The following is a 12775-nucleotide window of genomic DNA, read 5'->3' on the forward strand; positions in this document are numbered from 1 at the left end:
ACGAGATGCTCTTGATCAATTGCCCCTATTGCGGGCCGCGCCCGGAGGCCGAATTCGCCAATGGCGGGCAGGCGCATATCGCCCGCCCGGCCGACCCGATGAGCCTCACTGACGACGAGTGGGCCGCCTATCTCTATATGCGCGACAATACCAAGGGGCTGCATCACGAGCGTTGGCGGCACGCCAATGGCTGCGGCCGTTTCTTCAATGCCAGCCGCGACACGACCACGGACGTCATCAAGCGCACCTATCGCATGGGCGAGCGCCCCGAAGCCGAACATCAGGGTGCCAAGCCATGACGGGTACGTATCGCGTGCGGCGCGGCGACGGCGCTGAAAGCCGCAACGCAATTCATTTCACGTTCGACGGAAAGTCGTATCAGGGTCTGGCCGGCGACACGCTGGCCTCCGCGTTGATCGCCAATGGCGTGAATTTGGTCGGGCGTTCGTTCAAGTATCATCGGCCGCGCGGCTTCGTCTCCGCCGGCTCGGAAGAGCCGAATGCGCTGGTCGGTGTCGGCGCGGCCCAGTCGCGCTATACGCCGAACCTGCTCGCGACCCAGGTCGAGATCTATGACGGGCTAGTGGCCGAAAGCCAGAATCGCTGGCCGTCGCTCGAGACCGATGCCGGCTTCCTCAACGAATATTTCTCGGCCTTCCTGCCGGCGGGCTTCTACTACAAGACCTTCATGTGGCCCCGCACGGCCTGGAAGAAGCTCTATGAGCCGGTAATCCGGCGGATGGCGGGTCTCGGCAGAGCGCCAGCCGAGCCGGATGCCGATCGCTATACGCAGGTGTTTGCGCATTGCGACGTGCTGATCGTCGGCGCCGGACCTGCGGGTCTTGCCGCAGCGCTCGAAGCCAGCAACAGCGATGCCACCGTGATCCTGTGCGACGAGCAGGCAGAGATGGGCGGCTCGCTGCTGTCCGATCGTTCGGCATCGATCGACGGCATGCAGGCCGCCGAATGGACGCGCGCGGCGCTCGATGAATTGCGTAAGCGCCCCAATGTGAAGCTGATGTCGCGCACGACGGCGTTTGGCTGGTACCCGCACAATTTCGTCGGTCTCAACGAGCGCGTCACCGACCATCTCAGCAATCCCGCGACGAACCAGCCGCGTGAGCGGCTCTGGCAGGTCAGGGCAAAGGAAGTCGTGCTGGCGGCCGGCGCAATCGAGCGGCCGCTCGTCTTCACCGACAATGACCGGCCGGGCATCATGCTAGCCGGTGCTGCCCGGACCTATGTGAATCGGTACGGCGTGGTGCCGGGCAAGCAGGTGGTCGTATTCACCGCCTGCGACAGCGCCTATCGCGCGGCGCTGGACCTCAAGGCAGCCGGTGCCAGGATCCAGGTGATCGTGGATCTGCGCAAGAGCGTGTCGGGCTATTGGGTCGACAAGGCACGCGCCGAAGGCATCAAGGTTCGCTCCGACAGCATCGTTCGCGGCACGTCGGGCTGGCTGCGGGTAAAGTCGGCGCAGATCTCCAACGCGCAAGGCGGCGATGCCGAGACGGTGGCTTGCGATCTTATCCTGATGTCCGGCGGGTTCACGCCGTCGGTGCATCTGTTCTCGCAGAGCCGCGGCAAGCTCAGCTACAGCGAAGAGCTGCGGGCCTATGTGCCTGGCGAGTCCGTCGAGCGTGAGCGTTCGGTCGGGGCGTGCAAGGGACTGTTCGCGCTCGAAAGCGTCATCGAAAGCGGCGCCAAGGGTGGTCGGGACGCTGCGGCCAAGGCCGGCTTCTCCCCGCGCGGCGAGCGCAGCTATACGGTCTCCGCGCAGTCGGTGGGTGCCGATGCGTTCATCGGCTCCGTGATGACCGATCATCAGGCGGAAAAGCGGGCCTGGGTCGATTTCCAGAACGACGTGACGGCCAAGGATGTCCGGCTCGCGACCCGCGAAGGGTTCCGGTCGATCGAGCACGTCAAGCGCTATACGACCACCGGCATGGCCACCGACCAGGGCAAGCTGTCCAACATGAACGCCCTCGGTGTCGTGTCGAAGCAGATCGATGTCGCGGTGCCGAAGGTCGGCCTGACAACGTTCCGGCCACCTTATACACCGACGACCTTTGGATCCTTTGCCGGCCAATCGCGTGGTGATCTGTTCGATCCCGTGCGCAAGACCAGCATCCATCCATGCGCCGAAGCCCAGGGCGCACGGTTCGAGGATGTCGGCGTCTGGAAGCGCGCCTGGTATTTCCCGCAGGTGGGCGAGGACATGCATGCCGCCGTCGCGCGCGAATGCAAGGCGACGCGCGAGTCGGTCGGCATCTTCGATGCCTCAACGCTCGGCAAGATCGAGATCGTCGGCAAGGACGCTGCCGAATTCATGAATCGCATGTACACCAATGCCTGGACCAAGCTGGAGCCCGGTCGGCTGCGCTATGGCGTGATGCTGCGCGAAGACGGCTTCATCATGGATGACGGCGTCGTCGGCCGCATGGCGACGGATCGTTTCCATGTCACCACGACGACCGGCGGCGCGGCCCGCGTGCTATCCATGATGGAGGACTACCTCCAGACCGAATGGCCGGACCTCGAAGTGTGGCTCACCTCGACCACCGAGCAGTGGTCGGTCATTGCCTTGCAGGGACCGAATGCGCGCAAGGTGCTCGAGCCGTTGGTCGAGGGCGTCGATCTGTCGGCCGATGCCATGCCGCATATGAGCGTCCGCGAAGGACGTATCTGCGGCGTGCCGACGCGGCTGTTCCGCGTGTCGTTCACCGGCGAACTGGGCTTCGAGGTCAACGTTCCCGCCGGCTACGGCCGGGCGGTCTGGGAAGCGATTTTTGCGGCGGGGAAACCCTACGGGATCACGCCCTACGGCACCGAGACCATGCATGTGCTGCGCGCGGAGAAGGGCTACATCATTGTCGGTCAGGAAACCGACGGCACGGTGACTCCCGATGACGCCGGCCTCGGCTGGGCTGTCGGCAAGGCGAAGCGGGATTTCGTCGGCAAGCGCTCGCTGTCGCGGCCGGCGCTGGTCAGAGAAGACCGCAAGCAACTGGTCGGGTTGCTGACGACGGACCCCAAGGTGGTCCTCGAAGAGGGCGCCCAGATCGTGCTCGATCCGACCCATCCGATCCCGGTGCCGATGATCGGACATGTCACCTCCGCCTACTGGAGCGCGACGCTGAACCGTTCGATCGCGCTGGCACTCGTTCGCGGCGGTCGCTCGCGGATGGGTGAGGAGCTCTCGATCCCGATGCCGGACGGCGTGATCAAGGCGAAAGTCGTCGACTCGATATTGTTCGATCCGAAGGGGGAACGTTTGAATGCTTAGTCCTGCGATCATGCGTTCGAACGCGTTGTCCCCAATGCAGTCATCCGGCACCACTGCTGCGTTCGCCACGACGCTCTCGATTCTTCCCGATGCGGCGAAGCTGGTGTTTCGCGGTAAGACCGAGGCGATCGAGGCTGCCGGGGCGCATTTTGGCGTCAAACCGAGCCTTGAGGCCTGCCGCTTCGAGGCTGTCGGCGACCGGTCGGTCTATTGGTTGGGGCCGGACGAATGGCTGTTCCAGGCGGTGAACGAGAATCCGATCGAGGTATTTGGCGGGATGTCGGTAGCGCTGCAGGGGCAGGCCTGTTCGCTGGTGGATGTCAGCCATCGTTCGGATGGCATCGCGGTTGCAGGTCCAACGGCGGCGCTGGTGCTGAACCATGGCTGCCCGCTGGATCTGTCCCTCAAGGCGTTCCCGGTCGGGATGTGCACGCGCACGGTGCTGGGCAAGGCATCACTTCTGCTGTCACGTTCTGAAGAGCACGTGTTCCACGTGGATGTATGGCGTTCGTTTGCGCCCTATGTCTGGCAATTCCTCGACGAAGCGCGAAGCCTGTCCTAGCAGCCCGGCTGCGCCCTGGAGACCGCGCGATGATTGGAACGTTCGATCTCTTCAAGATAGGCATCGGGCCGTCGTCGTCACATACGATGGGACCGATGAAGGCCGCGGCGCTGTTTGCCAGCCAGCTTGCGGAGCGCGGCCTGCTGAAGGATGTCGCGCGCGTGAAGGTCGAGCTGTTCGGCTCGCTGGCCTGGACCGGTCGCGGCCATGGCACCGACAAGGCGGTCGTTCTCGGTCTTGCTGGCAAGTTTCCGGAAACGATCGATCCGGAAGAAGCGGAGACGCTGGTCGATGACGCCCGCGCGGCGGGCACGCTGCGGGTTGCCGAGCGGCGTAACGTTCCGTTCGATTTCGCCAATGACATCATCTTCGACGGCGTGACCGAGCCGCCAAACCATCCGAATACGCTGGCACTCTCCGCTTTTGGGGGGGACGGTAATCTCCTTCACGGCGAGCGCTGGTGCTCCGTTGGCGGCGGCTTTGTCGTTCCGGAAGCGCAGGTCGGCGTCGTCGGGATTGTCGAGGACGTTCCCGTCCCGCATCCTTTCAGGTCGGGCAGGCAGCTGCTCGAGATCGGTGCGAAAACCGGTCTGTCGATTGCGCAGATCGTCATGGCCAACGAGATGTCGTCGCTCCCGGCGGACGAGATCGAGCAACGGCTCGATCGCATCATCCAGGTGATGATGGACTGCATCGATCGTGGCATGACCAAAGAGGGGCAGCTGCCGGGCGGCCTAAACGTCAAGCGCCGCGCGCCCTCACTGCATCGGCGCCTTCTCGCCGCTGCAAGCTCGAACAGCCGCGCCCAGCATGAGGTGATGGATTGGGTCAGTCTGTATGCGATCGCGGTCAACGAGGAGAATGCGGCCGGCAGCAAGGTGGTGACGGCACCGACCAATGGCGCGGCCGGCATCATTCCTGCGACGCTTCGCTATTTCCGCGACCATTGCCGCGAGGCGTCACCTGAAAACATGCGCGTGTTCCTGCTGACTGCCGCCGCTATCGGCGCGCTGTTCAAAATGAATGCGTCGATCTCCGGCGCGGAAGTCGGCTGCCAGGGCGAGGTCGGCTCGGCCTGTTCGATGGCGGCGGCGGGGCTCGCGGCGGTGCTCGGCGGCACCAATGAGCAGATCGAGAACGCTGCCGAGATCGGCATGGAGCATCACCTTGGCATGACCTGCGATCCGATCGGTGGGTTGGTGCAGGTGCCATGCATCGAGCGCAACGCCTTTGGTGCCGTGAAGGCGATCAATGCGGCGTCGCTCGCGTTGCAGGGCGACGGCACCCATGTGGTGCCGCTCGACAAGGTGATCGCGACGATGCGCGAGACCGGGCGCGACATGCAATCGAAATACAAGGAGACCTCACTGGGAGGTCTCGCTGTCAATCTGGCAGAATGTTGAGGGAAGACCATGACCCAAGCCGAACGCGAGGCATTCTTCACGACCGATCTCGCCCAAGCAGACCCAACCATCTCGTCGTCGCTGGCCGGAGAACTCGGCAGGCAGCGTGACGAGATCGAACTGATCGCGTCCGAGAACATCGTATCGCGTGCAGTGCTGCAGGCGCAGGGCTCGGTGCTGACCAACAAATATGCCGAAGGCTATCCCGGCCGGCGCTACTATGGCGGCTGTCGCTTCGCCGACGAAGTCGAGGAGGTTGCGATCGAGCGCGCCAAGACGCTGTTCGGCTGCGGCTATGCCAATGTGCAGCCGAATTCCGGGAGCCAGGCCAACCAAGCGGTGTTCATGGCGCTGATGAAGCCCGGCGACACCTTCATGGGCCTCGATCTTGCGGCAGGCGGCCATCTCACCCATGGCGCCAAGCCGAACATGTCGGGCAAGTGGTTCAACGTCGTCAGCTATGGCGTTCGCCGCGACGACTGCACCATCGATATGGAGCAGCTCGAGAAGCTGGCAGTGGAGCACAAGCCGAAGGTCATCGTCGCCGGCGGCTCGGCCTATTCGCGGTTCTGGGATTTTGCTGCGTTCCGCCGCATCGCGGATGCGGTCGGTGCCTACCTGTTCGTCGATATGGCGCATTTCGCTGGTCTCGTCGCCGGCGGCGTCCATCCGTCGCCGTTCCCGCATGCGCATGTGGTGACCTCGACCACCCACAAGACGCTACGCGGACCGCGCGGCGGACTGATCCTGACCAATGACGAGGACATCGCCAAGAAGATCAATTCGGCGATCTTCCCGGGATTGCAGGGCGGGCCGCTGATGCATGTCATCGCCGCCAAGGCGGTATCGTTCGGCGAAGCGCTGCAGCCCTCGTTCCGTCAATATGCGGCCGACGTCGTCGCCAATGCGCGCGCGCTGGCGGACACGCTTTCAAAGGCCGGCTATCCGATCGTCACCGGCGGCACCGATAATCACCTGATGCTGGTCGATGTCCGGCCGAAGAACCTGAACGGCAAGCTCGCCGAGGCGGCGCTCGGGCGGGCGAACATCACCTGCAACAAGAACGGTATCCCGTTCGATCCGGAGAAGCCGACCATCACGTCGGGCATCCGGCTCGGCTCGCCGGCCGCGACGTCGCGCGGTTTTGGCGTCGGTGAATTCGAAGAAGTCGGCAAGCTCATTGCCACCGTCCTGGATGCGAATTCCGGCGCGCCAGACCAGGGAGCGCCGGAGGTCGAGGCAAAGGTACGTGGCCGCGTCGCCGAGCTGGTTGCGTCGTTCCCGATCTATCGGTCCTGATTAGGCCGCTTGATGGAGCGTGTGGGAGAGGGGCAGGCGGACGGGATATTCATCCAAGGGCTGAATGTTCACGCGCGCCAGCGCCGTGCGTGTCACCGTCCACAAGCCGCAGGCGCCGATCACGGCGATCTTCGAAGGTGTCGGCAAAAGGCTGACGCGACACCGCGCCGACAGGCATCGTCAGATCGCGTGATGCAGGGCGTCCGCCGTCCCGCTGTGCGGCAGCCACACCGACATGTTTCCAGTCCATGGCGATCGTAGCCACACGGTCGATCCCACCACTGAGACAAGCAAGATGACGAAGAAGAACTGGATACTGACCTTCTATTGCCAGGATCGCCCGCGCATCGTGTCGACCGTTGCGACGGCGATTTCCGATGTCGACAGCAACATCCTGGAAAGCGCGCAGTTCTGGGACCGGACAACCAACCGCCTGTTTATGCGCATTGCTTTCGAGACGCCGGACGCGGTCAGTCGAAAGATACTGGAATCTGTGCTCAATCCGGTGTTGTCTCGATTCGAGATGAACGCTGTTCTGGTCGATGCAGCGTCGCGTCCCCGAGTGATCATCATGGTCTCCAAGTCGGACCATTGTCTCGAGCAGCTTCTGTATCAGGTTAAAGTCGGCTGGCTGAAAGCCGAGGTCGTCGCGATTGTGTCAAACCACCGCGACTGCGAAGCGATCGCCGAGAAGGCGGGGATCCCGTACTATCACTGGCCCGTCAGCAACGAGACCAAGCCAGAGCAGGAGCGGCAACTCTACGAACTGTATCTGAGGGAAGGCGCCGATCTGGTCATTCTTGCACGTTACATGCAGATCCTGTCGGACGATCTGTCGAGCAAGCTCTATGGTCACGTCATCAACATCCACCACTCCTTCCTGCCGAGCTTCAAGGGCGCGCGGCCCTATCACCAGGCCCACGACAGGGGCGTCAAGATCATCGGCGCTACCGCGCATTACGCGACGCCGGATCTCGATGAGGGCCCGATCATCGAACAGGAGACCGAACGGGTGACGCACGCGTCGTCCTCGGACGATCTCGTCGCCGTTGGGCGCGACATCGAGTCGCGAGTGCTGGCGCGCGCTGTGCGGCTTCATCTCGAGCGTCGTGTCCTTTTGAATGGACGCAGAACGGTGGTGTTCTAGCGCCCGCAATGCGACGACGAATGCTCGTTTGAAAAGCATCGACAGGCCAAGATTTGATCTTCGCGATGAATTTTGCAGCGCAGCGGAAATCATTGTGTTTGCTACGCAAAATAGTCCGACGAGCAGTCGGCGCGCGAACCAAGAACAGGCAGTCGATATTCGGTAGTTATGACGCAATTCTACAAGCAACAGCGCGCGTGCATCCTATCTGCCGCATTCGCGGACCACTAGCGTTGCAGGCTGGATCAACCTGGAAGGATCAGCGATGGGGACGATTAGCAAGCGTGGTTTGGCCGCATTGGCCGTTGCGAGCGTGTTGCCACTGGCCTTTGGCGGCTTCAGCGCGGCCTTCGCCAAGGACAAGGTGAAGATTGCTTTCGTGGGTCCGCTGACCGGCGCTATTTCGCCTCACGGTATTGGCGGACGCAACTCGGCCGAACTGGCCGTGAAGCTGATGAATGCCGAGCCCAACACCAAATATGAGTACGAGCTCGTCGTGCTTGACGACGAATGCAAGCCCAACGTGGGCGTGCAGGTCGTCACCAAGATCGCGTCCGATCGTTCGATCATTGCCGCGATCCCGCATTACTGTTCCGCGACTGCGATTGCCACCGTCGATATCTTCAATCGCTTCAAGATGCCGATGGTCGTGTGGGCGGCAGTGCTGCCCGAAATTACCTATGCCAAGAAGTATCCGGAAGTGCACCGCGTCAGCGGCATCCTGATCGGCCAGAACCGCATCGGCGCGCAGTTCATGAAGGCACGCGGCTACAAGAAATTCGTGTCCTTCGCCGACTCCACCGACTACGGCAAGTCGATGAACAAGTACTTCACCCAGTTCACGCTCGAGAACGGTAATGAAATCCTGGGCAGCTTCTCGGTCCCGCCGGATCAGCAGGATCTGTCGGCCGAGCTGACCAAGATCAAGGAGCTCAATCCGGAGGTCATCTATTTTGGTGGCCTGACGCCGCTCGGCGCGCGCCTCCGCACGCAGATGGCCAAGTTCGGCATCAACGCGCAGTTGGAGGGCAATTCCGGCATCATGGGCGACGCGTTCGTCAACGCCGCTGGTCCGGAGCTCGCCGAAGGCACGCTGACCTTCTTCGACAGCCCGCCGCTGTCCAAGATGCCGGGCGGCAAGATGTTTGCGGATGCCTACAAGGCTGCCGGCTATTCGGAACCGCCGGAAGCTTATGGACCGTTCGCTTATGTCGCCACCCGTCTGGTCATGGAGACCATCGAGAAGGTCGGGCCGGATCGCGCCAAGGTTACCGCCGACCTCGGCGATGTGAAGGACCGTCCGTCCATCGTCGGTCCGGTCACCTTCGACGACCATGGCCAGAACATCACGCCGCTGACCACGAGTTATGTCGTCCAGGACGGCAAGTGGGTGGTCTGGGAAGAAAGCGAATACGTGTCCGGCAAGCGCAAGCTCAAGAACCTGCCGTAAGCGCGGATCGTCGGGACATCCATGGGTATGATCGGTCAACACCTGCTGAACGGCTTGATGCAAGGAACGATCTATGGCCTCGTCGCCATGGGGTTCACCATCTTCTTCGGCGTCATGAACGTGATCAAGTTCTCGCACGGGGACGTGCTCACGCTCGGCGCCTTCGGAGGCCTCGTCGCCGTCTGGGCGGCGAACGCGCTGGGACTGTCGGTGCCGCTGCAGTTCATTGTCGCGCTGTGCGTGGCAATGGCACTGACCGCGGTGGTCGGCGCCGGCATTTCGCATTTCCTTATCATGCCGCTGCGCAATGCACCGCCGCTCAACATGCTGCTGATGACGATGATGGTCGGTACGGCCATCCGCGAAGCCATCCGGCTGTTCTTTCCGAACGGCACCAATCCGCAGCGCTTTCCGGAGCTGCTGCCGGCCGGAGGCTTCAATATCGGTCCGTCGTTCTTCCGCACCGACGCGATTATTCTGATCATTGCCGGCGCCGCCTCGATCGGCGCCGTTTACTGGATCATCAACCACTCCAAATTCGGCCTCGCGATGCGGGCGGTGGCCGAAGACACCGAAACGGCACGTGTGATGGGGATCAATTTCGGTCGCATCATCCCGCTGACCTTTGCATTGGGCTCCATCACCGCAGGCTTCGCCGGCATGATCTATGCGCTGTATTACAGCGAGATCAATTACAGCATGGGCCTGCTGTTGGCCGTAATCGGCTTCACGGCTGCGATCGTGGGCGGTCTCGGCAATATCTGGGGCGCGATCATCGGAGGCTATCTGTTCGCGGGGCTGCAGACTTTCGTCGTCGCTGCGATGCCGTCGATGAGCGACTACAAGAACGTGTTTGCCTTCGTGCTGATCATCGTCCTCATCACCTGGAGGCCGACCGGGCTTCTCGCCGAGCGCGGGAGCGAGCGGGTATGACGCCGACCTCTCGGATGCTTGCACGGGTGCCGGTGTGGCCGCTTTTTGTCGCTGTGGCCTTCGCTGCAGTGGCGCTCACTGCGCTGGTCCTGATCGAAAACCAGAAATTGCTCGGTGCCGCATTGGCGATTACGGCTGCATTCTGCTTCTGCGCCGCTCGGTTCGGAGGCGTCGCCGCGATGGAAGTCGCCGCTTCGGAAAATCCCTGGCTGCTGCGTGGCCTGATCATGGTGGCCTCGCTCGCTGTCATCTTCGTGCTGCGCGACGACAATTTCGGCCTGCTGATGCTGGCAACGGTGCTGATCTACGCGACGATCTGCCTCGGCCTTACTGTGCAGATGGGCTATGCTGGCCTGACCAACTTTGCAGCCGCAGCTTTCGCCGGCACCGGCGGATATACCGCGGCGATGCTGGGGCAGCAGGGCGGCCTGCCCGATGCGCTGGTTTTGGTCTGCGGCGGCTTGGTCGCGGTCTTCATCGGCTCGCTGCTCATCCTCCCGGTGCTGCGCACCCGCGGACATTACGGCGCGCTGACGACCATGGCGTTCGGCGTGATGTTTAATGTCTTTCTCGATGCGAATGACTTCTTTGGCGGTCCGCAGGGCCTGAAGCTTCCCGGCATCAATCTGTTTGGCTGGGACTTCACCAATGACATCCATATCTTCGGCCTCGTGCTGTCGTCCTATGTGAACTACGTGATCCTGACCGGTATTCTGACAGCGCTGGCGATGATCTTTGTCGGACTGCTGGACCGCTCGTGGGTCGGTGTCTGGTTCGATGTGGTGCGCCTCGATGAGACCGCAGCATCCGTTTTCGGACTAAAGATAGCTTACTGGAAAGTGCTGGCATTCACGATCGGCAACTTCCTGGCCGGCCTGATGGGGGCGGTCTATGCGAAAATGACTGGGTTCATCGCACCCGCGAATTTCACATTCGGCGACTCGCTGGTGATGGTGTCCATCGTGATCCTGGGCGGCATCGGCAATCGCTGGGGCGTGCTGCCGGCGGCCTTGATCGTCGTCCTGCTGCCCGAAAAGCTCCAGTTCATCCAGGAATACCGGCTCATCTTCTATGCCATCCTGGTCATTGCGATCCTGACCATGCGCCCGGATGGCCTCGTGGCGCGCCGGGTCCGGAAACTGCATACGGAGGCAAGCGCATGACGAGCTTGTCCAACGACGTGCTGCTCGAGAGCCGCGGCTTGACGGTTCGTTTCGGCGGCCTGTTCGCACTTAATGAGCTGAACATTGACGTCCGCAATGGCGAAGTGCTCGGACTGATCGGGCCGAACGGCTCGGGTAAGACCACGTTTCTCAATGTGATCAGCGGTGTCTATTCCGCAAGTGCAGGCAAGATCTTGCTGGGTGACATCGACATCACCCGCGAGAAGGCTCACAACATCTCGTCTTATGGCCTGTCGCGCACGTTCCAGCGATCGCGCCTATGCCTGTCGCTGTCGGTGTTCGACAATATTGCGCTGGGTGCGCAGCGAACGCTGAACAATGGCCTTTGGCACAATATCGTGCAGCGGAAATCATTCGCCGCGGAAGCGCAGAAAATCGCGGATGAAGCCCGCGAGCTGCTGCATGTCTTCAATCCCGCGCTGCCGAACAAGCTGTTCGATCCGGCGATCTCGCTCGGCATGATCGATCGGCGCAGGGTTGAGATCTGCCGCGCATTGATCGGCAAGCCAAAGCTTGTGCTGCTCGATGAGCCGTCTGCCGGCATGACCCATGACGAGACGGATCAGGTGGTGGATGAAATTCTCGGCATCCGCAAATCGCTCGGCGGGCTCACGATCATCATTGTTGAGCACGAGATGGGCTTGATCGAACGCGTCACCGATCGCTGTGTCGTGCTGAACTACGGCAAGAAGATCTGCGAAGGCAAATTCCGTGATGTCGCGGCCGATCCTGTGGTCCGCGAAGCCTATCTGGGGCAAGCATGAGCGGTCATCTCACAGTCGAGAACATCTTCACCGCCTATGATCGGGCCGACGTGCTGTCCGGCATTTCCATCGACGTGCAGCCGGGCAAGATCACCTGTATCCTCGGTTCCAATGGTGCCGGCAAGTCGACGCTGATACGCTCGATTCTGCGGCTGACGCCGCCGCGCGCCGGCTCCATCGCATTCGAAGGCAAGACGCTCGACCAGATGGCAACCCATGAGATCGTCGGTCTCGGGATTGCGTGCATTCCCGAAGGGCGCAGGATCTTCGCGAAGATGACCGTCGAAGAGAATCTTCGGGTCGGCGCCTATCTCGTCAATGCGGAGAAGACGGTCAAAGCGCGCCTTGGCAAGGTGTATGAGGTGTTTCCGCGCCTGAAAGAGCGCGCCAAGCAGCTTGCCGGCACCATGTCCGGCGGTGAGCAGGCGATGGTGTCGATCGGCCGCGGAATGATGACGGATCCCAAGCTTCTGATCATCGACGAGCCATCGCTGGGCCTGTCTCCACTGTTCGTGCAGGAGAACTTCAACATCGTCCGCCGGTTGAACGAAACCGGTGTGACGGTCCTCCTGGTCGAGCAGAACGTCAACCAGACCCTCGCCATCGCCCATTACGGCTATGTGCTGTCGCAAGGCAAGATCATCGTCCAGGGCGACTCCGAGATGCTGGCAAAGAACGAGGAAGTCCAAAGCGCCTACTTCGGTGGGGCGCACTGATCAGAAAGAACGTCGCGCTAGCCGGTATGGC

At 62.0% G+C, this 12775-nt stretch carries 12 protein-coding genes; all 12 read left to right on the top strand.

Annotated elements, in window-relative coordinates; translation table 11 throughout:
• Nucleotides 1–5: 5 nt before the first annotated feature.
• Nucleotides 6–299: a sarcosine oxidase subunit delta gene (locus tag CHC01_RS22710; protein ID WP_068737808.1), complete on the top strand. Its 294-nt coding sequence runs from the start codon at nucleotides 6–8 to the stop codon at nucleotides 297–299.
• Nucleotides 296–3286, top strand: a complete 2991-nt coding sequence (locus CHC01_RS22715) for a sarcosine oxidase subunit alpha (RefSeq protein WP_089266571.1) — start codon at nucleotides 296–298, stop codon at nucleotides 3284–3286. Before CHC01_RS22710 ends, CHC01_RS22715 begins: the two co-directional genes overlap by 4 nt.
• Entirely contained in the window at nucleotides 3279–3848 is a 570-nt protein-coding gene (locus CHC01_RS22720; RefSeq protein ID WP_089266572.1) for a sarcosine oxidase subunit gamma, read from the top strand. Before CHC01_RS22715 ends, CHC01_RS22720 begins: the two co-directional genes overlap by 8 nt.
• A 29-nt stretch (nucleotides 3849–3877) precedes the next feature.
• Nucleotides 3878–5251, top strand: coding sequence for an L-serine ammonia-lyase (locus CHC01_RS22725; protein ID WP_089266574.1), 1374 nt, complete (start codon nucleotides 3878–3880; stop codon nucleotides 5249–5251).
• 9 nt (nucleotides 5252–5260) lie between these two features.
• Nucleotides 5261–6550: a serine hydroxymethyltransferase gene (glyA, locus tag CHC01_RS22730; RefSeq protein WP_089266576.1), complete on the top strand. Its 1290-nt coding sequence runs from the start codon at nucleotides 5261–5263 to the stop codon at nucleotides 6548–6550.
• Nucleotides 6551–6614: 64 nt separating this feature from the next.
• On the top strand, nucleotides 6615–6743 hold the full coding sequence (locus tag CHC01_RS33160) for a tunnelling fold family protein (RefSeq protein ID WP_283805465.1): 129 nt from the start codon (nucleotides 6615–6617) through the stop codon (nucleotides 6741–6743).
• 102 nt (nucleotides 6744–6845) lie between these two features.
• On the top strand, nucleotides 6846–7697 hold the full coding sequence (gene purU, locus CHC01_RS22735) for a formyltetrahydrofolate deformylase (protein WP_089266578.1): 852 nt from the start codon (nucleotides 6846–6848) through the stop codon (nucleotides 7695–7697).
• A 265-nt stretch (nucleotides 7698–7962) separates the two neighbouring features.
• A complete protein-coding gene (locus tag CHC01_RS22740; RefSeq protein WP_089266580.1) occupies nucleotides 7963–9147 on the top strand; it encodes a branched-chain amino acid ABC transporter substrate-binding protein in 1185 nt (394 codons plus the stop codon).
• A gap of 27 nt (nucleotides 9148–9174) precedes the next feature.
• On the top strand, nucleotides 9175–10080 hold the full coding sequence (locus CHC01_RS22745; RefSeq protein ID WP_244499877.1) for a branched-chain amino acid ABC transporter permease: 906 nt from the start codon (nucleotides 9175–9177) through the stop codon (nucleotides 10078–10080).
• Nucleotides 10077–11243: a branched-chain amino acid ABC transporter permease gene (locus tag CHC01_RS22750; RefSeq protein WP_210421704.1), complete on the top strand. Its 1167-nt coding sequence runs from the start codon at nucleotides 10077–10079 to the stop codon at nucleotides 11241–11243. Before CHC01_RS22745 ends, CHC01_RS22750 begins: the two co-directional genes overlap by 4 nt.
• Nucleotides 11240–12028, top strand: a complete 789-nt coding sequence (locus CHC01_RS22755; protein WP_089266581.1) for an ABC transporter ATP-binding protein — start codon at nucleotides 11240–11242, stop codon at nucleotides 12026–12028. The genes CHC01_RS22750 and CHC01_RS22755 overlap by 4 nt, the downstream gene beginning before the upstream one ends.
• On the top strand, nucleotides 12025–12744 hold the full coding sequence (locus CHC01_RS22760; RefSeq protein WP_089266582.1) for an ABC transporter ATP-binding protein: 720 nt from the start codon (nucleotides 12025–12027) through the stop codon (nucleotides 12742–12744). Before CHC01_RS22755 ends, CHC01_RS22760 begins: the two co-directional genes overlap by 4 nt.
• Nucleotides 12745–12775 lie beyond the last annotated feature (31 nt).

The sequence above is a fragment of the Tardiphaga sp. OK246 genome (assembly GCF_900188215.1).
Classification (GTDB): domain Bacteria; phylum Pseudomonadota; class Alphaproteobacteria; order Rhizobiales; family Xanthobacteraceae; genus Tardiphaga; species Tardiphaga robiniae.